Here is a 22,281-nt window from a genome sequence, read left to right as displayed (position 1 = left end):
TCCGTGGCAACCGAATAATGTGACATAATTTTCAAGAGCTGATTCAATTTCAATTTTCGAAACGCTTAAAAATAGAAAGGTAATCCCTAATTTAAAACAGAACAATGAAGAACACCTTACTTTCCCTTACCCTAACCCTGATTTTTATATCAGCAGGTTTCGCCCAGAAGGAAGAGATGGCGTACAAAGACGCCTCCCTTACCATAGAGGAACGTGTCGCAGACCTATTGCCCCGTATGTCGATAGATGAGAAAGTGGCACAAATGCGGATATTTCATGCCAATATCGGGATAGAGGCAAATGATAAGGGGAAGTTGCAACTATCGGAAAGGGTTATCGAAAAATTGAAAATCGGTATTGCAGGTATCAAAAATCCTGGGGAACATCTTTCCCCATTGGCAGCCGCCAAGCTGAATAACGAACTTCAAGAATACATCATCAAAAATAACCGTTGGGGCATTCCCGCCCTCTTTGTAACGGAATCTTACAATGGGGTTGATGCCGAGGGCTGCACCCGTTTCGGTAGACCGATTACCTCCGCAGCTTCGTTTAATCCCGAACTTGTAAATCGTATTTGGGATGTGGTCGGTCGGGAGGCCCGTTTGCGCGGGATGCATATGTGCCATTCCCCAGAAGCGGATATTGTGCGTGACCCTCGATTTGGACGCATGTCCGAAGCTTTCGGTGAAGACACTTACCTAACCACACAAATGGTCGTTAATGCGATAAAGGGAGTACAAGGAAATTATGAGGGACTTGGAAAAGGAACCCATATTGGCGCCGTTGCCAAACATTTCGCTGGCTACGGTCAGGTCTTGGGAGGATCGAATTTTGCCGCCGTTGAAATTTCACAAAGAACATTGATCGACGAAATCTATCCCCCGTTCGAGGCAGCTATAAAGGATGCTAAAACCTTGGGGATTATGGCCTCACATGGTGATTTAAACGGTATCGCCAGTCATGGCAATCCGGAATTGCTGACGGGAGTACTGCGCGATCAATGGAATTTTGATGGCTATGTAGTTTCCGATTCCAATGATATCGCCAGACTATATTATTTTATGAAGGTAGCCGAAACCCCTGAAGCAGCGGCCCTGATGGGTCTCGTAGCAGGTATCGATATCGATTTGTACGCCGAGGACTCCTACGCCTACTTGCCCGAAATGGTCAAGAAAGATCCTAGTATCGAAAAAATGATCGATCGGTCGGTAAAGCGCGTACTGCGCACCAAAATGATATTGGGGCTGTTTGAAAATCCGTATGTCGACATTAAAAAAGTGAAGAACGGGGTACGCTCCGAGCAAGCCCTGAATTTAGCCCTCGAAGCAGATTTAGAATCCATTATTCTCCTTAAGAATGATGGGAACACTTTGCCTTTACAAAAAGAATCCCTCAAAAAAATAGCGCTACTCGGTCCTTTGGTCAACGAGGGCACCCAAAAGGCTTTTGAATCGGTTTTGAACGACGGGATGTCGGTAACTGCCCTTCAAGGCTTTAAACTGACTGACGAGAACAACAGTGTCCCCAAGTTAGTAACGACGGATGCCGCTGTTCTCGATAATATGGTGCAAACCGCTGCAGATGCAGACGTCGCTATATTGTTCTTGGGAGGTGATGAGTTTACTGCGAAGGAAGCCTATTTCAATAATGCCCTGGGCGATCGTGCAACCATCGAGCCCCTGGGTGCACAGGATGAACTCGTTCGCAAAGTCAAGGCGCTGGGGAAACCGTTGATCGTTGTCCTACAACATAGGCGAACGCTTTCCATTAATACGATTGCCGAAAAGGCCGATGCCATTTTAGACGGATGGGACTTAAGTGAATTCGGGGATACGGCTGTGGCCAAAATCGTTTTTGGGGACGTATCGCCCTCTGGAAAACTTCCGGTAACGGTACCGCGCTCTATCGGGCAATTGCCCTTTCACTATAGTATGAAGGAAATCAATAAAAAGAAAGGTTACCTCTTTTTAGAAGATGGCCCGTTATACCCCTTCGGTCACGGCTTAAGTTATGGCGATTTCGAATATAGCGATGTACAGCTTTCTAAGAATAGCCTTACTCCTACCTCAGAAATCCAAGTGAATGCAACGGTGACCAACAATGGCAAAATGACGGCCAAAGAGGTCGTACAGCTCTACATTAAGGATGAAATCGGTTCGGTAACCCGACCGGATAAAGAATTAAAGGGGTTTGAAAAAATAGAATTGGCACCGGGCGAATCAAAATCCGTAACTTTTAGAATTACTCCCGAAATGCTGGAATTCACTGGACTTGCCATGGAAAAGGTTCTGGAGGCAGGAGATTACACGGTAACAGTGGGTACCTCATCGGCAGTGGGAGTTACGGCAAAATTTAGATTGGAAAAATAATCGAACCATGATCAAGGTAGGACGAATAAGCCGTGGGAACACCAAAAAGTTGTTTTTGGTTGTCATGCTATGGTTTTTTTCGGGCCTTGTTCACCTTTCTGCGCAAGCCACGGAACGCCCTTTTATTTGGGTAAAAAAAGGCGAGCGAGAAGCAATTTTAAATAAAATCGAAGAATATCCTGTCGTGGCCTCCTACTATCAGGATTTCATGGCAACCACCTCAAAAGCTCTTGCATCCTATCAAAACAATAGAAAAGAGTATTTGTACAAACTCCCATTTGATTGGAATAAGGAGGAAATCGGAAAAATTCCGCCATTTCTAGCCTTTGAAAAACCACAAGGTCAAAAGGGAAACACACAAGACGCTTTGGTAGAATATCTGCGGAGGGCTGTTGATGCAGGCGTTTTATACTATTTAACGGAAGATAAAAAATACGCGGAATACTCAGGAGCCATACTATATTCGGTCATGCATGGCTTACTGCAAATAGAACCGTCGGAGAATGCCTTTAATGGCGGCTGGCTCTATACCAATGATCATTTGCGGGAGGCTCGTATACTGGGGGCACAACTTCCTATAATTTATGATTTTATCCATCCCTACCTTACCCAAGGCAATCAGGTATTCGACTTTGCTACGGGCAAGATGACCACCTTAAAGACTTCGGACGCCGAGGCCGTATTTCGCACATACATTAAATTGGCATTAGAACATGGAATCATCGATTGCAACTGGCCCATTTTAGAATCGGCCAGTCTCGTAGGAAATATTATGGCGCTTGACGACACCGAGGAACGCGAGTCAATGTTGCGCTATTTCTTAAGGGAGAATACCGAAAGGCAGGATGCCCTACAAAAAATAAGCGATTACTTTCTGGAGCATGAAGGTATTTGGCCGGAAAGTCTAAATTATGCGGATGGTGTAAGTCACTACCTCACCTATTTGATAACCCTCTTAAGCAAATACGATTTCGAATTACGGCTGGGACGAAAACATCAACATATCTTGAAATCACTTGGGAACAGTTATGCCATGACCTTTCCGAACCGTACTGAAACGGTACTTATGGGAGACGGACATCGCGAGTATGAGCCTAATTATTTCGGTTATGAAACAGCATACTATTTGGCAACCTTGGAAAATCTTGAAAATCTCAAAAACACATTCGGTTCCTTGCTAACGACCGCCATGCGAACGGAGGATTATAAGCGCTTTAAAAGAGAAAAAACCACCGGTACGGTGTTTTATAATGAGCCCCTACGCCTACTTTGGTTCGCGCCGGAAATAGAGGGTGACGTTCAGGAATATCCTCTTCCGGTTACGGATGCGCTTCCTTTTGCGGGTATCGTACTGCAACGCAATCTAAGCGAAACCAAAAGGCCCGAAGATGCCTTCATGTCATTCGTTGGAGGCGGGCATTACGTGCATGGCCATGCCACGGGAATGTTTATGGAATTATATGGCAAAGGTTTTGTGTTGGGAAGTAAAGCAGGCCGCGGTAGGTACCGAACCGAATTACACGAAAATTACTACCGGCTCTTCGCCTCCAATAATACGGTAATCGTGAACGGCGAATCACAAAGCGAAGGAGGTTGGGCCAACTTAAAAATCAATACGGTACGGCCGGTCGTCATGGAACCGAAACCAAAAGAGAAAAACATATCGCCCAACCACTCTTTTACGGTTACGAGTTTTAGGGATGATTTGGGCGAAAAAGCGGAGGCGACCCAAGAACGTACCATGGGTATCGTACGCACTTCGCCAACGACAGGTTTTTATGTTGATGTCTTTCGTTCAAAATCGGCCCTACCTAATGAATTTCACGATTATATCTATCACAATGTCGGGGAGTCTTTAGAACTTAATCTCGAGAATAGCCCTTTACCGCTAAAGGCAGATCCCGAAAGGTTCTCCAATTCCGAATCCAAGCCATGGGCCAATAATAAAGTGGCCAGACATCCCGGATGGCATTATTTTGAAGCGATTGAAACTTCGGAAGCAACGACCGATAATGTTACGGCCCGTTTTCAGGCCAAAAACTTAGGTTCTGAGGCCATTGGCATGAATGCTTTTATGGTCGGCAACAAGAATCGAGAATATACCAAAGCGTTGGCTCCACCAACTACAGAAGGGCCAAAGCCCTACAGGTCCGAACCAACGCCAACCTTGGTAGTACGCCAAAAGGGAGAAACTTGGAGCAATCCGTTTGCCGTACTCTACGAGCCCACAAAAGGCAAGAGCAGTCATATCAAATCAGTGAAAGCCTTAGAGGCTGAGGGCAAATTCAAAGGCTTTAAAGTAATCGGCAACAATAATGAGAAAGCTGTAAAACATTTCATTCTGGTGTTGAGTGGGGATGAGGAGGCATTTGTCGATACATCGGAAGCGATTGCCTTCACCGGGCGGTACGCGGTTATCACCGTAGACAATTCCGATAATTTGATTTCCGCATATATAGGCCATGGTGCGAAACTTCGCTATAAAAATTTATCCATTAGTACGAATTCAGGTAAAGCAGCAGCAGTCTACATCAGCGTAAAAAATGGAGCGTTCGAAGTACAATGTTCCGAAGCGATCACAATTGCCCGTGAGGGCCAAAAAACCAAAATCTATGAATCCACAGATAATGAATGATGAACCCAATAATAAGCCATTACGAATGAAAAAAATAAATCCCTTTAAAACCTGCCTTATGCTCCTTTGTATTTTGGGCGCATCAATAGGCAACGCGCAACAAATGGCGAATAATTCCGAAATCGAAAAAGCGATGATCCGTGCTATGGAGTGGCAAGAAGACCATCCCATATTCGCGGTCTCCCCTACTGATTGGACAAATGGTGCCTACCAAATCGGAATTACGCGGGCGTATGACGCTACCAAAAACCAGATTTTTCTGGCCGCTCTTAAAAATCTAGGGTACCGAAATAATTGGAATACGCACGACCGCTTCTACCATGCCGATGATGTTACCGTTTCCTACGGATATCTCTATTTGGAATTGAACGATACCCGTAAAAACTATGTGGACCTAAAGCCAACCACGACGTTTTTGAACGCGCACCTCTTTGAACCCAACCCTTGGAAAGAAGGTACGGACAAGCAAAAATTCAAAAAAATACTTTGGTGGTGGTGCGATGCGCTATTCATGGCTCCGCCCGTGATAACACTCTATGCCAAGCACACTGGCGACATGAAGTACTTAGACGCTATGCACGACTATTACATGGAGACCTACAACCTTCTGTATGATAAAGAGGAACGTCTTTTTGCCCGTGATATGAATTACCAATGGGGCGTAAACGAAAAAGACTTAAAAGAAGAAAATGGCAAAAAAATATTTTGGTCCCGTGGCAATGGATGGGTCTTAGGTGGGTTGGCACTTATTCTAAACGATATGCCAGAAGATTACAAACATCGTAAATTCTATGTTGACCTATACAAAGAAATGGCTAAAAGAATTAAGGAACTACAACCAGAGGACGGCTTATGGCGCACAAGCTTACTTTCACCGGAGTCCTTTGACCATGGCGAAGTGAGCGGTAGCGGATTTTACACCTTTGCACTGGCATGGGGTGTAAACAATGGCCTTTTAGATAAGGCCGAATATACACCGGCGATTACCAAAGCATGGTCGGCTTTAATGGCCTGTCAACATGAAAATGGTATGGTGGGTTGGGTGCAGAATATTGGTGCCGACCCGCAACCGGCCTCTGTTGACAGCTGGCAGAATTTTGGAACTGGTGCTTTTTTGTTGGCAGGCAGTGAAGTCTTAAGAATGAAATAAACGAAAGAAAATGATTGACTTGCTCAAAATAGTTTGCTTTGGCTATATCATAGGCCTAAACCTGCAATGCGGTGCACAGGAATCGCAGGACCTCACCACTATGGAGGAACCTGATGTTACCATAGAAAGTGAAAATATACTTATAAGCAATACATTTACCGTCTACGATTTTGAAAAACTCTCTGAAGTCAAATCGGATATCGATGGCAATTCGGAGGTGTATCGGGCAGCTTACGAAAAATTGATTCGCGATGCGGATAAGGCCTTGAACGAGGGTCCGTTCTCGGTTATGCAAAAAACCCAAACTGCCCCCAGCGGTAATAAACACGACTATCTAAGCCTCGCACCGTATTGGTGGCCAGACCCCGATAAAGCGGATGGACTACCATGGATTCGTAGAGACGGCGAAATAAATCCGTTGACAAGAGGTAACAATGTAGACGAGCCGGCAAAGGATAAGATGATCGGCAATGTCAAGACACTCTCCCTAGCCTATTTTTTCTCAGACGATAATAGGTATGTGGAAAAGGTAAAAGAACTTTTAAGCGTCTGGTTCGTAGACGAAGCGACCCGTATGAACCCCAACCTCAACTATGCACAAGGTGTACCGGGATCAAGTGAGGGTAGAGGTTTCGGGGTAATAGAATTTGCTGGCATCTCCAATATCATTACCGCTATCGAAATATTGGAATTGGAAAATCAGTTGGATTCGTCATTGGGTGTACCGTTGCGGAAATGGCTGGGCGACTACCTCGATTGGCTTCAAACCAGTGAGCTCGGCTTGTTCGAAAAAACACGCAAGAACAACCATGGCACCTTATACGATATTCAAGAAGTTTCGCTATTGTTGTTTTTCGACAAAACTGCGGAAGCAAAAGCCGTGCTGGAGACCGTTATTGAAAATCGAATTAGCGCTCAAATAGAACCGGACGGAAGCCAACCTGACGAACTAAAACGCACCAAAGCCCTAACTTACAGTATTCTCAATCTATCAGGTCTTACGAAATTGGCTTTCTTGGGCAGAAAAAAGGGGGTCGAGGTCGATTTATGGAATTATGAGTCTCCCACAGGCGATATACAAAAAGCTTATGCGTATTTGGCTCCTTTCTTAAATGAGGAAACTATTTGGCCGTATCAGCAATTGGGCAGTATGGAAAATGCCCTTGAACGGTTAAGGCGAATGTTCGTAACCGCCGGAAGCATGTTGCAAATCGAGGCCTATTGTGAACTCGAGGCGGATAGCACCGATACCACGAACATTCAAAAATTACTGTATCCCTGTAACCCTTGATTAAGAAACTACCCCTGAAAAATAGCAGCTTATGAAAACGATAGAAAAGGAAGATGAAGTATTGATGGATAGGAGCGAAAATGCCAGAAGGAAATTTTTACGCAATAGTAGTCTGGCCTTAGGCCTATTTGCCATTGTTCCCCGCCATGTTTTAGGAAAAGGTTTTACGGCACCTAGCGATAGGATCAACCTTGGTTATATCGGTCTGGGAAAACAGGGTGGTATACTTGCCAATAAATTTACAACCAATACCCAGGCACAAATTGTTGCCGGTAGTGATGTTTGGGGCGCGAAACAGGAATGGTTCAAAGGTGTGGTTGAAGGCTATTATGCCGAAAAGCGGAATATGTCCGCCTACAACGGAGTTACTACTTATCTTGATTATCGGGAATTGCTAAATCAACAAGGAATCGATGCCGTTGTCATCGCTACTCCCGACCATTGGCACGCCATACAGGCCATTGATGCCATGAATGCCGGAAAGGACGTTTATTGTGAAAAACCGATGACCAATACCATTCATGAGGGGCGCGCGATGGTAGATGCGGTTGAAAAAAATAAACGTGTTCTTCAGGTCGGAAGCATGCAACGTTCTTGGGACCGTTTTAAAAGAGCACAGGAAATCGTCAGTTCGGGAAATCTTGGTAAAATTACCAAAGTGCTGGTCAATGTAGGCGATCCGGCCCGAGCCTATGATCTTCCGGCCGAACCCACACCGGAGGGTGTTGATTGGAATCTATGGTGTGGTCCCACCAAGTTATTGACCTACCACCATACCATAGCTCCGAAAGTGGTCGACAAATATCCCGATTGGCGTGATTTTAAAGAGACCGGTGGCGGTATTCTTGCCGATTGGGGCGCCCATATGTTCGATATCGCACAATGGTGTCTGGGAATGGACCATACCGGACCGGTTCAATTTATTCCCCCAAAAGACCGTAATGCGGTTCGAGGCTTACAGATGTTCTACGCCAACGGCATTGAAATGGTCCATGAGGATTTTGGGCGTGGGTGGGCCGTTCGTTTTATTGGTAGCGAAGGTACATTGGATGTCAGCAGAAGATTTCTAGAAACGACTCCAGGTACCATACTCTTACCGAATGGCGGCGATTCGAAAGACATGTTCAAAGACCAAAACAACCACTATCAGAATTGGCTCGATGCCATCAAGTCAAGAAACCAACCCATTTGCGATGTAGAAATCGGACATCGCTCGGCCAGTGTGTGCAATGTAGCCAACATCGCCTACGAATTGGGAAGACCATTACAATGGAATCCGGTCAAGGAAAAGTTCAAAGGAGATCGTGAAGCCAACAAAATGCGCAAACGTAAAAACAGGAAATACAGCTGATTGAATTAGCAGTAACATTAATTAAAGAATACAATTCACATGCAACGGCTTGCTTTTAAAATGAAATTGAAACCCGGAGTGAAACAGGAATATATAAAAAGGCATAACGAAATTTGGCCTGAACTAAAAAGCCTGTTGACGGATTCGGGTATCAGCGAATACGCAATTTTTCTAGATGAGAAAACCCATAACCTATTCGCTTTTCAAAAGGTAGATGGTACTGGAGGGTCGCAAGATTTGGCTGACAATCCCATTGTACAGAAATGGTGGGACTATATGGCCGACATCATGGAAGTCAATCCGGATAATTCCCCGGTTTCCATTCCTTTGGAAGAAGTCTTTTACATGAAATAAATCTAGTGTCCCCACGGTAGAAGCATCGGGGGAATAACTTTAAAAAAAAGACAGAGAAAGATGAAATCTCACCCACCAAATCGACTTGTTTATCTTTTTCTGCTACTGCTTACGATCGTAAGCTGTTCTCACAAAACAACGGAAGTTTCCATCTTCGCCCCTATAACAAATCCTGAAATCGAATTTGCGGTCGATGAATTAGATCAAGCTCTTGCTTCCAGAGGAGTTACATTGAAAAAATCCGATGACCCGGGAGCGACAATTGCCCTATCCATCATAGAATCGGACACGATTCGACATGAGGGTTTCGAAATAGCATCTTCGCAGGAACAGATACAGGTTTCAGGAATCGATTTGGAAGGTTTGATGTACGGTGGATTGGAACTTGCCGAACAAATCCGATTGTATGGAATTAAAAACGTCAAACCTACCCTACAAAATCCGTATATGGAGATGCGCGGCCCCAAGTTCAATATTCCCCTGGATGTGCGTACCCCGAGCTATTCCGATGCCAGCGATGCGGGCCAAAACAATATTCCCATAATGTGGGACATTGATTTTTGGAAGGAATATATCGATACCATGGCGCGCTACCGGTACAATTATATTTCGCTTTGGAGCCTGCACCCTTTTCCTTCTTTGGTGAAAGTGCCCGGATATGAGGATATCGCCTTGGATGATATAAAACGTTCGACCGGCGAATGGAAGGAATTGTACAATCTCAATGGGATAGGTATGGGCGATGCACATATCCTTGACAGTACCGAAACAGTCAAAAAAATCACCATTGATGAGAAAATCGATTTCTGGAAAAGCGTCATGGCGTATGGCAAACAGCGGAACATCGATTTTCACCTCATCACCTGGAACATCTTTGATTATGGCACCGAGGGTAAATACGGGATTACTGATGAAATGGACAATGAAGTTACCAAAGACTATTATAGGAAAAGTATAAAGCAGCTATTCGTTACCTATCCCGATTTGGTAGGTATTGGTCTGACCACAGGGGAAAATATGAAAATCGACGGGAAGCGTACAAGTGCCGCGGAACGTGAAAACTGGGCCTACGACACCTATGCGCAGGGTATTTTGGATGCCGCCAAGGAGATGCCCGACCGCCAGTTTACTTTTATCCATAGACAACACCAAACAGGTGCCAAGGAAATCGCAGAAAAGTTCAAACCGGTAATCGATACAAAAAATGTAGAATTCCTATATTGCTTCAAGTATGCCAAGGCCCACATTTATAGCGCCACGGAGCAACCTTATCACGAGCAGGACAATTTTATCGAGGATATTCAAGGAATGAAAACAATCTGGGGCCTTCGTAATGATGATACGTATTATTTCCGCTGGGGCGCTCCGGATTTCGTTCGTGAATTTATCGGCAATATGCCACATGAGGTGGCGAAGGGCATCTATTTTGGTTCGGACCAATGGATCTGGGGTCGTGATTTTCTGACCAAGGATTCTGAACTATCAGGAGAACTGGAGATTAAAAAGCATTGGTACCAATGGCTTTTATGGGGCAGGTTAAGCTACAATCCCGAAATTAATAACGAGCGTTTTAAGGCACTACTCGCCGACCGTTTTCCGAATACCGATGCCGAAAAACTGCAAAGCGCATGGCAACAGGCCTCTATGGTCTATCCCGTAACTACTGGATTCCATTGGGGAAGATTGGATTTTCAATGGTATATAGAGGGCTGTTTAAGTCACCCTAAGCCAGCCGAGAACGAAACTGGATTCAATGACGTCAATCGATTTATTTCTTTGGGTATACACCCAAAATCGGGCAACCAGACCATTCCAGATTATGTGCAAATGATGATATCGGACAGCACTACAACGCTGACCACACCCTTACAAGTTTCCCTAAAACTACATGAACTTTCCGATGGTGCCTTAAAGGAATTGGAAACACTGACCGAAGGTACTAGCAAAGAACTGGCACATACCCTGAACGATATTAAAACGGTATCTTATTTAGGGAAGTACTATGCCCATAAAATCGCTGGATCTACCTATTTGGCCCTGTATCGGGAAACTAAGGACACCGCTGAACAAAAAAAGGCGGTGGATGAACTGACCACGGCGTTCGATTTCTGGAAAGAATACACTGCTCAGGCCTTACAACGGAATACAAATCCACTTTGGACCAACCGTGTTGGCCACGTAGATTGGAAGCAAATTACCGAATGGGTGGCCGAAGACATTGAAATTGCCAATGAAAAACTGCATTAAGATGGCTCGTACCAAAATTGTCAATGCGTTAATTTATGAATTAGTTTTTTTGGGTGGAAAGTAAGTATATGGGATATCGGGTAAACAGTAATCTATTCCATGAGGCAATTATACAAGAAGAAGTAGAAGCAGAATTGGAATAGGTAAGATCATTGGTCGAACGTAAATAGCAAAATATGAAAAGAAGAAGTTTTGTTCAGTTATCGGCTGCGGCCAGTATCGCTCTGGGTTTTCCCTTGTACGGTTGTTCATCCAAAACAAAAAATAAGAGTCAGGTTCTTACCGCATACGAGAAACAGGTCGCCGCCCTCCTCAAAGAGTGGTGCGATGGAATGATCGCCGTACAGACCAATAAGCCCGATGACTTAAAAGTTCATGGCGCGCTGCACTGCCCAGCTTGCGATAAAATACACGGCAGGTGTATGGATGCGGTCTATCCCTTCCTGTATATGGCGGATGTTACCGGCGAACGAAAATATATGGACGCGGCCATAAATGTGATGAAATGGTCGGAGAATGTATCAATGCCCGATGGAAGTTGGACGGTGATTCCAGACCCGAAATCATGGAAGGGGATTACCGTCTTCGGAGCCATCGCCCTTGGGGAGGCCCTGCACCACCATGGCCATGTGCTAACCGCAGAAATCAAGGAAAAATGGACACAGCGTTTGAAACGCGCTGCGGAGTTTATTCACAAGAATTTTACCATCGACTACAGCCATATCAACTATGCCTTTACCGCCGTTTATGCCTTGAATTTCTTGGGAAGGTTTTTCGAAAACGAAGCCTATATCTCCCATAGCAAGACCTTGGCAAAGAAAGTGCCCAATTGGTTAACATCGCCCAATAAACTCCTTTTTGGGGAAAACAAACCTGCGGACGTGCCAAGCGCAAAAGGGCTATTGCCCGTTGATTTGGGCTATAATGTAGAAGAGACATTAAATGGTCTGGTACAGTATGCCATTTTGGAAAAAGACGAGGAGTTATTGCAATTATTGACGAAATCCTTAGAAGGGCATTTGGAATTTATGCTTCCCGACGGCGCCTGGGACAATAGTTGGGGCACACGTCAAAACAAGTGGAGTTATTGGGGCAGTCGAACTACCGACGGCTGTCAACCTGCATTCGCATTAATGGCGAACCGAAATGCGGCCTTCGGCACCGCTGCCATTAAAAACACGGAGCTTTTACAGCGCTGCACGGTGAATGGTTTGTTAGCGGGAGGATTGCACTACGAATCGCATGGTGTAAAACCCTGTGTACACCACACATTTGCCCATGCGAAATCACTGGCGTTCATTTTGGACAATACCGCTAGCTTACCAGAACTTTCCAAAGAAAAACCACTTCCGCGAAGTATTGCTGATGGGGTCAAGCATTTTCAAGAACTCGATGTTTGGTTGGCCGCTCGTGGCGATTGGAAAGCGACCATTTCTTCTTACGACGTCGTTTTTAAAAAGAAATATTCCCAAGCGGCTACCGGAGGTGCATTGGCAGTGCTTTGGCATAATCGGGTCGGCCCTATTTTTACAGCGAGTATGGCGGAATATGTTTTGGCCGAGGTCAACAACCAACAACCACAGGCTGACGGAGAGGATATTCCGTTGACACCACGAATAGAGGTTTCAAAAGAGCAGCAATGGTTCAGTAATTTGTTTGACTTAAAGGCACAAGTGGCCTTCGCAGATGACGGGGAAACCATTCAGTTCGAAGTGACTACGAATTTGACGGACAGGGAGGGTGAACGGTTACCACAAGGAGAATATGTACTTCAATACGATTTTTCAAAGGATAAGACCATTGTCAAGGCGAACCTCCGGAGCAATACTTCAGTACTGCAAGAAGCGTCGTTACTACTCCCTGTTATTTCGCCAACTGGGGAAAAAATAACCCAGCCGGCGGAAAACCGAATAGAAATTCAGAAAGAGTCAGCATTGGTAGTCGTGGAAGCCAACGTTCCGATCTCAATCAAAGAGACTAAAAAAGAGCGCGTATTCAATATGGTACCGGGTATGGAGGCCGTTCCCATACAAGCATTTTTCACCAAGGGAATTACTGAAATTGTTTGTCAAATCAAAGTGGTATAACTTGTTTTGCCTCGTTTTAAAACATACTCCTTTAAAAGTGATATGGCTCTATGTTGAATAGAGCGGGTTAAAAGAACTTATTATAACTGTAGGGATGCATCAATTTATTTTCAGATGTTTTTTCGCTGTGAAACTCCGTGTTGCTCTGAGAAACTCCGTGGCATAACTTACACACATATCTACAGAGGGTAGCTAGTAAAACAACTGACCCACTACAAACAACAATGAACAGAATTAAAAAGCTTAATTCAGCTTAAAAACTCAACATTTTACAGGCATTCCTTTCTCATGCGATTCGTATACCTTTTCAAGTATTCCAATGTTTTGTAGGTACGCGTCTATGGCAGTTTCAAAGGGCTCTCCCGACACCAATTGACTTATAAAATGCTTTTGAGTAAAGTACACACAATCCCCCGAAAAGTTACGATCTTCAAAATAATAAGCATGTGGCGTTTCTTGCTGTCCTAATTTCTGTACCGTAATTTTTCCGTCTTCATATAAACGTATGCTGCCTTTATCCCCCTCTAACAAAAGCGTTCCAAAAGTCAATCGTGGATTTTCGCAGTTACTTTCATTATACCTGTTCGCATCGATAAACCCATGAGTGCCACTGGCAAAATCAAACTGGACCCAGGCAAAGTCTTCTCCCTTGATCTTATCGTTAAAGCGATTTAAACGCGCGTAGACCTTGGTGATTTCACCACTATAAAAGCGAAAAACGTCTATAAAATGAATTCCGGTCTCGTACATAAGCAATCGTTCCATTTCCCTGAAATAAGGTTGCCTGTTCATATAGGCATCCTCTTGCCAGCCATCTCCCATGCGCATACGCAGGTTGATGGTATGCAGTTTTTCACCTACTGTTTTACGGTCCAATAATGCTTTGATTTCCCGATGCCAGGGTTGAAACCTAAAATTTTCATGTACCATCATGCGTACATCCGAGTTCTGAATACCTATGGCAATTTTTTCAGCTTCTTCAAAGGCTGGGGCCACTGGTTTCTGGCAAATAATATGAATCCCATGCTTTATGGCGAGCATGCAAAGCTCATGATGGGTTTCAGGGGGCGTTATGATATCCAAAAAGTCTGGTTTTTCACGCGAAAGCATTTCTTCCGCATTCGAGTAAAATGATTTTATCCCCTGGGTATTCGCAACAAGCTCCGCCTTGTTGATATCCGAATCGCATATAGCGATGATTTCTACATTTTCCAGGCGCTGCCAAGCCTCTAAATGAAACTGGCTAAAATAGCCTAACCCTACACATACTCCTTTCACTATTCTCATTTTAGTATTCGGTAAAATGTTTCTGCGGTTTCATTTGCAACCATAGGAAAATGGCGATGCCGTTCAAGATTGCCCCTACTATAAAAAATAAGGTGGTAGAACCGGTCCACGCCAATAGATAGGGAAATAATAATGCCGTAATAAACGCCCCGATATTACCGGCCATATTCATAGTTCCAGAAACTGCCCCGGAATGTTTTTTGCCGATGTCCACACAAAAAGCCCAAGAGGGTGGTAAGGTCATGTCCGCTCCAAAAATAGCAAGGCTCAGGAAAATAATCGCACCTACGGCACTATCCATATAAATACTCCCTAGCAGTCCGATAGCGGCCAAAGCAAATCCGAGCGAAGCCGGTAAAATACGGGATCTGTTCCATTTTCCGGACTTAAAGGTGCGGTCTATCAACCAACCTGAAAACCAATTTCCGAACGCCCCGAAAATCAATGGAACAGCAGTGTAAAACCCGGCTTCAATAGTCTCCAAACCGTATTCTTGTTTGATATGTGGGAAAAGCCAGGTAAGCGCAAAGAAAAAGGTGAAGTTGCTACAGAAGTATTGCCCCATGGCCAACCACATATTTTTCGAATGTAAGAGCTGCCCAAAATTAATCCGCTCCTTGGTCAAGGAAACGTGTCGGTCTTGACGTGTGGCCAAAATATAGTCCTTCTCCGGTTCGGAGATACCCTTATGGTCCTCCGGTTTGTCCCTGAAGAGCGCGTACCAGCCGAACGCCCACAAAACGCCAATACACCCTAATACGACGAAGGTTGTTCGCCAACCGTAATCATTTATCAACCAAGCCACCAAAGGCAAGGCGAAGGCCGCACCCAGTCTAGAACCTGAAAAATTGATACCTGTTACAATTCCCCGCTCTTTTAGGGGAAACCAATTGTAAATGGCGCGAGACATCCCAGGAAAGGCACCAGCTTCCCCGGCACCGAACAAAAAACGCAACACCAAGAGTGAAATAAAGTTCCAAGCAGCACCGGTCAATGCCGTAAAAACGGACCAAATCGTAACAATGGAAGCCAGTATTTTTCGCGGACCGAATTTATCGGCCATAATTCCGGAGGGTGTCTGAAAAAAGGCATAGCCTAACGAAAAGGCGGCCAGCACCCATCCCATTTGTTTATCGCTTAAATCCAAGGCCGCAGCGATGGGGTCTTTTGCCACTGAAATACAGATACGGTCAATATAAAGTAGCAGGGCTAGCAAAAAAGTACCAGCTACCATAAAGTATCGTTTGGGAAAATGGCTGGTCGAATTCATTCTAATTTTTTTAGCGCGTTATACAAATCGGCATCACTTCCGACGTTACCGGGAAAAACGATATAAGGTAAATCCGGGAATTTAGAACCGTCATCGGCACGCCAAACGGGAACGCCCTTTATGAGTTGCCCCAGAACGAGTGCGCGCTTTATTTGTAAAGACTTAACCGCTATATCGCTCGAGGTAATACCCCCTTTGGCTAATATGAAACGAGGTTGCGTTTTTAGACCGTCCGCTAAAGTTGTCAGGGCCTTGGATACAAGATTTACGATTTGCAGACTTTCCTCCTTTGAGCACCCTTTTACTACTTTTCTACTCGTATACACCACTATATTTTGACCCTTTTCTAAAAGGTCGTCCAATTCACCAGCCCGCTTGGATAAGGTAATTTCTAAGTTGGTATCGGAAAGAAGTTCTTCCACATCCAACTCTATGAAACGAGCGTCATAATGTTCCTTTAAATGATGTAATTGGGCCGTTGTTTTTGGAACATAGGAACCGACGACCACCAAGGCGCCGCTATCGGAGGTGAGGGGTAGGACCTCCTCTTTTGAAAGACAAGGCCCTGGGCGTTTACCGGTGATGGCATTGACAAACGAGGCCGCGGTTCTATAAAGCATGTCCTCGTTGCTACGAAGCGAGGCCAGTGCAAACGCTTCAAGGTCGGCGTGCGATGTAGCGTTGACCGCGATATACCTATTATTTTTTGAACCAATATGTTCGGATATTTTTGAAATGGAAGGGCCGCGAATTAAAGCAATGGAAACACAGGCCACCTGATCCATTGTTGCGCTCGCCTGATGCTTTTCTAAAATATATTCTCGGAGGTTCGAAGATTTGTATCCAAAAGTGCTGTCTTTGGCAAACGGTGTTTCCGCAGCGGGTATGAAACTATCCCCTTCCCTCACATAATGTATGTCATTGTAGGTGTATCTACCGCCCTCGAAAAAAGCGGGTATCAAGACATGTTTGGCCAAGCCAACACCCATGCCTTTGGCCAAAGCATCAACCTCATCCGGATAGTGACCCCGCAAAGTGGAATCGCTACGGCTTATGATCAATAAATTTTTGCTATATTTTGTTGCCAACTTTTTTAATCGTTGGCCGAGCGTAGACGCCAATGCTACAGCCTCCTCCTTTTGAAGACTTCTGGAATTCGTCAAAATAAAAAAAACAGGGCTTTGTTGAAGCTCTTGCGCCAATACCGTTTCCGACCATTCGGTGACCACAGGAATATTTTGAACGGTTTGGGTACCCGTAGGATCATCGTCCAGCACCACGATAGCACGCGGATTTTCAGAAAGATGTTGTCGTATTTCTTTCTGATATCCTATTAATTGGTCGCCCTCTTGAATAGCGTTAAGAATTTGTTGGTCGGTTGTCATGCGTTAGCGATTCATTCCATTGCGATTACCCTTGCCGGCGCACCGTCTCCGTTTTCTACTTTCAAGGGCAGCGCGACAAGTGTTACTTTTTCCTTTGTAAGTTGGTCCAGGTTCGTTAAACCTTCTACTATAATAATATCGTTTTTCATTAAAATGGTATGAATTTCGGTCACTTCCTTAATATTATTGACATCTGCGACCGAAGGAGGCTCTACACCCAACAGACCTATCCCTTTTTCTCCTATCCATTTGGCTAATTCTTTGCTCACTCGGGGAAGCTTGTTCCTATAGGCATCGGTATACAGCTTTTTACTCCATCCCGTATGCAAAATCAAACTTTGTCCTTTCCCAATTTTGTTGGTAATCGGATCCATATCAGCAACCGTAATAAGCGCACTGGGTTGTATGTGCGTGAGATTCAACACCCAGGCCTCGGTTACAAAACGTTCTACTGGAATCTGGTCAATGGTCTGATCAGTTACTTCAAAATGTACGGGTGCATCCATATGGGTCCCCACATGGGAATAGATATGGAGCGTGGTTGCATTCCAGCCATCTTCAGCTAAAGTTTTTGCCGTTTCAATGGCCACTCCCTTCATGCGTTCGGATAATGAAAGGGTGAGGTCTATGATTTTTTCATACACAGCTAAACTCTTTTTGGGTTATGATTCGATGAAATCTACAATTCGTGCTGCAACTTCCGATGTGGAGGCGTTTCCTTTAAGGTCTTTGGTCAAATTACCCTGGGAAGTAGCATGTTCAATACCATCTACAATATTTTTGGCAGCCTCTTTTTCGCCCAAATGCTCCAGCATAATGGCCGCCGACCAAACCTGACCGATAGGGTTCGCGCAGTTCTGACCAGCAATATCGGGCGCGGAGCCGTGTATGGGTTCGAACATAGACGGAAATCTTCCCTCGGGATTGATATTCCCGCTACCTCCGAGACCCAAACTTCCCATAATCGCACCGCCTAAATCCGATAAAATATCACCGATCATATTAGTAGTAACGATAACATCGAAAACCTCCGGCTTTAAAACAAAGCTTGCCGCCGCATTATCAACATACATTTTGTCATATACCACATCGGGGTATTCAGAGGCCACCTCGGCGATTACTTGATCCCAAAATCCCAAGGTGTAAATCAAGGTGTTTGACTTGGTGACGTTTGTGACTTTTTTCCGTCTCTTTCGCGCCAATTTAAAAGCGTAGTGAGCGATGCGTTCTACTCCTAAACGGGTGACCATGCTGGTATCCACTGCCACGCCATTCGGAGTGTCGGGATATAGGATTTTCCCATTCTGTACAAATTCCCCTTCATTGTTCTCTCTTAAAATCACAAAATCGATATCCTTTTCCGTTTTGTCCCGTAACGGACTTTTTACTCCGGAAAATAATTTCACAGGTCGATAGTTCACGTACTGTTGTAATTCGGTTCGCACTTTAAACGTATAGTCCTTCGCCGGTAAGGTGTCATCAACTTCTGGAAGTCCCACAGCACCAAAGTATATCGCATCGAAGTTTTTAAGAAGCTCTAAACCGTCCTTAGGCATGAACTCGCCATGTTTAAGATAGTGTCCCGCACCCCACGAAAAGTCTTCCGTTTGAATGGCAAATCCGTATTTTTTGGCTGCCGCTTTTAGAATCGACACTCCGGCCGGTACAATTTCATTTCCTATTCCGTCACCGTTGACTACGGCGATTTTGTAATCTCTACCCATACTGTCAATTAATTTATTTTTATTGAAACTATATTTGATCTCTGTCGCTCATGTATATTTTTCGCTACCTGCAAGGGTAACCATTAATTTTTTGACTACTGCGGTGCACCGATACCATTTACCACTTTTTCTTCAGAACCACTCGTGCGTGCTTTCTGCGCTACGAAATAGGGTTGAAAGGTATAGGAAGAATTAGCATCCCAAGCCGCATTATCTTCGGGCAGATACTCTTTCAACCGCCTAATTTCTTCACTGTATTTTGGATTTTTGGCTTGATTCATGAATTCGTTGGGGTCGTTACGATGATCATAAAACTCTTCGCCTCCATCTTCATAACGGATGTATCGAAATCGCTCTGATTTGACCGTATGATTGTTCATTCCAAATGTCGTAATGGCTATGGAAGGTGCTACCCCCTCCCCTTTCATTAAAGGCACCAGACTCTTTCCCTCATTTCTGTCGTATGCCGGAAGCCCACATAGTTCTAGCAGCGTGGGATAGATGGAAAGTAATTCGGCCGGTTGGTCGATTATCTTCCCGTTGGGAAGATTCGGTGCGGCAAAGAGTAACGGGGTTTTGGTCGCCGTATTCCATAAGGCATGTTTCGCAAAAGTTCCTTTTTCCCCCAATCGATATCCGTGATCCGACCATAATACAATTACAGTGTTGTCGGCATGTTCGCTATTTTCAAGAGCATCTAACAACCGGCCAATTTCATGGTCTACAAAACTGATGCAGGCCAGATAGGCCTGAATGATTTTGGGCCATTCCCCGCTTTCAATCGCCCAATCTGTTGAAGGCATCATGGGCAGGTCGTTTATTTGCAGAGCCACTGGCGGTACGTCATTTAAATCATCTGCTCGGTAAGGCATCGTTCTGATGCTATCTAAAGGATGCAGGTCGAACCATTTTTGGGGTACATACAAAGGAACGTGAACCCGTAAGAAACCAACACCTATGAAAAAAGGTTTGTCATATTTCTTGTTCATACGCGCCTTTGCCCAATCGACCGATCGATGATCGGGCATTAAAGAATCGGCTTCGGGGAAGGCGCCCCAATCAGTACTGGTTTTTCCATAATTCTCCCTATCGGAAGACCCATAACCATCCCAAACAAAACGTTCTTCCGGTAAGGGTCCAAAACCTTTTACCCGGCCGCCTGATTCTTCAAAAATACCGTCGGGAGCATGGCTGTGAAACAACTTGCCAATGCCCATGGTATGATAGCCGTTTTGCTTAAAGTATTCGGGCAACATAATGATATCCTTCGTGGATGGATTTTCGGAACGAATCTTATTGTCATCGATCATTCCGTAAATTCCTGTAGTCGATGGTCTTAAACCGGTCATTAATGATGCCCTTGAAGGACCACATAACGGAGCTTGGCAATGTGCATCGGAAAACACAACGCCCCTAGCCGCCAATCGATCTATGTTGGGTGTTTTTGTACCGGAATGACCGTCTAATACTCCTAACATATTGTTTAGGTCATCCACAGCAATAAATAGTACATTCGGATTTTCTTGCTTTTCCGGTTCGACTTTATTCTTTTTTTCTCCGCAAGCACCGAGTAGAAAGATGCTCAAGGCTAAAAATAAGTAATATCGGGTTTTGATCATGCTCAATTTGTGGTGGTGTTCCAAGATTTTTGAATTTTATTTTTTAGGTTCACTACGATTTCGGGATGTTCTTTGGCAAGATTAATTTTCTCATAGGGATCTTTATAAATATCGTACAGCTGAATTTTTTCGTTCGGTTTGTTCACTTCGTCGGGAAGGATAAGTTTGTAAGGTTCGGTTATTGCCATCCTGTAAAACAAACTGTTTTCGACAGTATCAAAATCATGGGCATAAATTTCCCCAAAAATCGTTTGTCTGCTCTTGAAGGCCGCTTCGTTCAATACATCTACCCCGTCTAAATTCTTGGGTTGTTCCATAGCCAACAGGCCTAAAACGGTAGGAACCATATCTAAACTACTGGTCAGGGAAATAGTGTCGCGTTTCGAAGCTATTTTCCCCTTCCATTTGTACATTATAGGGGTTCTCAAGCCATAGTCATAGGGTGACCTTTTTGAAATCGGATTGTACTTGCCATCATTTTCGTTTTGTACCCATCCATTGTCACAGACATATACGAACAAGGTGTTTTCAGTCTGTCCCTTTTTGTCAATATAGTCCATCAAGTCGCCGCAGGTCTGGTCGAACCATTCACACATTGCCCAATACCTAGCTACATATTCCGAAGGTGCCTTGGGCAGGTATTTTTGAATAAGACTATCTGGCGGATTATGTGGGCTGTGGGGTAAAAAGGGAGCATACCACATAAAAAATGGTTTCTTTTTTTTCAAGGCTAGGTCGATATAACTGTACAGTGTATCCATACCTTTGCGGCCAATTTCCAAACCATAATCGCCATGCCGCCCGCCTCTTTCAGCATCACCATGCGTCATGCCGTAATCAAAACCACCGTTCTTATGATTGCCAATCCACCATTTTCCCGTTTGAAACGAGAGGTATCCCTTTTCCTTGAGCATTTTGGGCAAGGTGTTCAGTTTTTTAAAATTTTCGATGACCGACTTATAATTTTCATCTCGCCATGGGGACTGCCATGCCGGTTTTCCGTTTTTATCATCTCCAGGTAAAACTCTATCATTACCTAAAACCAGATGATTTCTAGGATAAACCCCAGTGATAATGGAGGCTAAGGATGGGGAGCAGAGCGATGTAGGCACATACCCCCGTGTAAAGGTCAGACTCTCATTCGCCAGTTTGTCGATATTCGGTGTTTCTATATGCTTATGACCCATAAAACCATAATCGGTCCACGCTTGATCGTCGGAGAGTATAAACACGATGTTCGGTAATTCCCGCTCCGCTGGTTTTACGATGGTTTTAGGTTTCGATTCTTTACAAGAGGTAAAAAAAACCAATGCGAAGATTAGGGTTGAAATTGCAACTATTTTCTTCATATTGCCAGCGTTTTGGGATACTTGTTACGGTTTTTCATAAAGTGGCTACAAATACATATTCCAGTGATATAGTATTTTACGTTTTTTGGGGAAGGGCTATATTCTACTCGCAGAGGGGTGATACTTCATTTTATAAAATAATCACTATGAAAGTACCACCCCG

15 protein-coding genes are annotated in these 22,281 nt (G+C 44.5%); 8 read left to right on the top strand and 7 right to left on the bottom strand.

Features of this window, described 5'->3' with window-relative positions; all coding sequences use genetic code 11:
* Window positions 1-104 precede the first annotated feature (104 nt).
* The 8 genes from FGM00_RS05325 to FGM00_RS05290 all read left to right on the top strand — a co-directional run bounded on the left by FGM00_RS05325 (window position 105) and on the right by FGM00_RS05290 (window position 13,484).
* Window positions 105-2,369, top strand: a complete 2,265-nt coding sequence (locus FGM00_RS05325) for a glycoside hydrolase family 3 N-terminal domain-containing protein (protein WP_236262930.1) — start codon at window positions 105-107, stop codon at window positions 2,367-2,369.
* Window positions 2,370-2,376: 7 nt separating this feature from the next.
* Window positions 2,377-5,004 carry a heparinase II/III family protein gene (locus tag FGM00_RS05320; RefSeq protein ID WP_138851906.1) on the top strand — a complete coding sequence of 876 codons (2,628 nt, stop codon included), beginning with the start codon at window positions 2,377-2,379 and terminating at the stop codon, window positions 5,002-5,004.
* Window positions 4,982-6,154, top strand: a complete 1,173-nt coding sequence (locus FGM00_RS05315) for a glycoside hydrolase family 88/105 protein (RefSeq protein WP_236262928.1) — start codon at window positions 4,982-4,984, stop codon at window positions 6,152-6,154. Before FGM00_RS05320 ends, FGM00_RS05315 begins: the two co-directional genes overlap by 23 nt.
* Window positions 6,155-6,164: 10 nt before the next feature.
* Entirely contained in the window at window positions 6,165-7,445 is a 1,281-nt protein-coding gene (locus FGM00_RS05310; RefSeq protein WP_138851905.1) for an alginate lyase family protein, read from the top strand.
* Window positions 7,446-7,476: 31 nt separating this feature from the next.
* Window positions 7,477-8,796, top strand: coding sequence for a Gfo/Idh/MocA family protein (locus FGM00_RS05305; RefSeq protein WP_236262927.1), 1,320 nt, complete (start codon window positions 7,477-7,479; stop codon window positions 8,794-8,796).
* A gap of 39 nt (window positions 8,797-8,835) precedes the next feature.
* Window positions 8,836-9,150: an L-rhamnose mutarotase gene (gene rhaM / locus FGM00_RS05300; protein WP_138851904.1), complete on the top strand. Its 315-nt coding sequence runs from the start codon at window positions 8,836-8,838 to the stop codon at window positions 9,148-9,150.
* A gap of 60 nt (window positions 9,151-9,210) precedes the next feature.
* A complete protein-coding gene (locus FGM00_RS05295; RefSeq protein ID WP_138851903.1) occupies window positions 9,211-11,397 on the top strand; it encodes a beta-N-acetylhexosaminidase family protein in 2,187 nt (728 codons plus the stop codon).
* Between the two features lie 176 nt (window positions 11,398-11,573).
* Window positions 11,574-13,484 carry a hypothetical protein gene (locus FGM00_RS05290; protein WP_138851902.1) on the top strand — a complete coding sequence of 637 codons (1,911 nt, stop codon included), beginning with the start codon at window positions 11,574-11,576 and terminating at the stop codon, window positions 13,482-13,484.
* A 261-nt stretch (window positions 13,485-13,745) separates the two neighbouring features.
* Here FGM00_RS05290 and FGM00_RS05285 read toward each other — a convergent pair whose 3' ends face one another.
* The 7 genes from FGM00_RS05285 to FGM00_RS05255 form a co-directional block, all read right to left on the bottom strand.
* Window positions 13,746-14,762, bottom strand: coding sequence for a Gfo/Idh/MocA family protein (locus FGM00_RS05285; protein ID WP_394344422.1), 1,017 nt, complete (start codon window positions 14,760-14,762; stop codon window positions 13,746-13,748).
* A 10-nt stretch (window positions 14,763-14,772) separates the two neighbouring features.
* Entirely contained in the window at window positions 14,773-16,041 is a 1,269-nt protein-coding gene (locus FGM00_RS05280) for an MFS transporter (protein WP_138851900.1), read from the bottom strand.
* Complete coding sequence (locus tag FGM00_RS05275) at window positions 16,038-17,426, bottom strand: four-carbon acid sugar kinase family protein (protein ID WP_138851899.1); 1,389 nt, start codon at window positions 17,424-17,426, stop codon at window positions 16,038-16,040. Before FGM00_RS05275 ends, FGM00_RS05280 begins: the two co-directional genes overlap by 4 nt.
* Before the next feature lie 11 nt (window positions 17,427-17,437).
* Window positions 17,438-18,070, bottom strand: coding sequence for a cyclase family protein (locus FGM00_RS05270; protein ID WP_236262926.1), 633 nt, complete (start codon window positions 18,068-18,070; stop codon window positions 17,438-17,440).
* 18 nt (window positions 18,071-18,088) lie between these two features.
* On the bottom strand, window positions 18,089-19,150 hold the full coding sequence (locus tag FGM00_RS05265) for a tartrate dehydrogenase (RefSeq protein ID WP_138851898.1): 1,062 nt from the start codon (window positions 19,148-19,150) through the stop codon (window positions 18,089-18,091).
* A 95-nt stretch (window positions 19,151-19,245) separates the two neighbouring features.
* Window positions 19,246-20,793 carry a sulfatase gene (locus FGM00_RS05260; RefSeq protein ID WP_236262925.1) on the bottom strand — a complete coding sequence of 516 codons (1,548 nt, stop codon included), beginning with the start codon at window positions 20,791-20,793 and terminating at the stop codon, window positions 19,246-19,248.
* The gene (locus tag FGM00_RS05255) at window positions 20,772-22,118 is read right to left on the bottom strand and encodes a sulfatase-like hydrolase/transferase (protein WP_138851897.1); all 1,347 of its coding nucleotides are present in this window, start codon (window positions 22,116-22,118) and stop codon (window positions 20,772-20,774) included. Before FGM00_RS05255 ends, FGM00_RS05260 begins: the two co-directional genes overlap by 22 nt.
* Window positions 22,119-22,281: the final 163 nt, after the last annotated feature.

The sequence above is a fragment of the Aggregatimonas sangjinii genome, from assembly GCF_005943945.1.
In the GTDB taxonomy this organism is placed as follows: domain Bacteria; phylum Bacteroidota; class Bacteroidia; order Flavobacteriales; family Flavobacteriaceae; genus Pelagihabitans; species Pelagihabitans sangjinii.
The sequence above is the reverse complement of the archived record's forward strand: the minus strand, read 5'-3'. Positions and strand labels throughout refer to the sequence as shown.

Coding starts and splice junctions, on each gene's coding strand:
- FGM00_RS05315 (WP_236262928.1), top strand. CDS start 4,982: ATGAATCCACAGATAATGAATGATGAACCCAATAATAAGCCATTACGA.
- FGM00_RS05320 (WP_138851906.1), top strand. CDS start 2,377: ATGATCAAGGTAGGACGAATAAGCCGTGGGAACACCAAAAAGTTGTTT.
- FGM00_RS05275 (WP_138851899.1), bottom strand. CDS start 17,426: ATGACAACCGACCAACAAATTCTTAACGCTATTCAAGAGGGCGACCAA.
- FGM00_RS05265 (WP_138851898.1), bottom strand. CDS start 19,150: ATGGGTAGAGATTACAAAATCGCCGTAGTCAACGGTGACGGAATAGGA.
- rhaM (WP_138851904.1), top strand. CDS start 8,836: ATGCAACGGCTTGCTTTTAAAATGAAATTGAAACCCGGAGTGAAACAG.
- FGM00_RS05255 (WP_138851897.1), bottom strand. CDS start 22,118: ATGAAGAAAATAGTTGCAATTTCAACCCTAATCTTCGCATTGGTTTTT.
- FGM00_RS05325 (WP_236262930.1), top strand. CDS start 105: ATGAAGAACACCTTACTTTCCCTTACCCTAACCCTGATTTTTATATCA.
- FGM00_RS05295 (WP_138851903.1), top strand. CDS start 9,211: ATGAAATCTCACCCACCAAATCGACTTGTTTATCTTTTTCTGCTACTG.
- FGM00_RS05280 (WP_138851900.1), bottom strand. CDS start 16,041: ATGAATTCGACCAGCCATTTTCCCAAACGATACTTTATGGTAGCTGGT.
- FGM00_RS05310 (WP_138851905.1), top strand. CDS start 6,165: ATGATTGACTTGCTCAAAATAGTTTGCTTTGGCTATATCATAGGCCTA.
- FGM00_RS05290 (WP_138851902.1), top strand. CDS start 11,574: ATGAAAAGAAGAAGTTTTGTTCAGTTATCGGCTGCGGCCAGTATCGCT.
- FGM00_RS05305 (WP_236262927.1), top strand. CDS start 7,477: ATGAAAACGATAGAAAAGGAAGATGAAGTATTGATGGATAGGAGCGAA.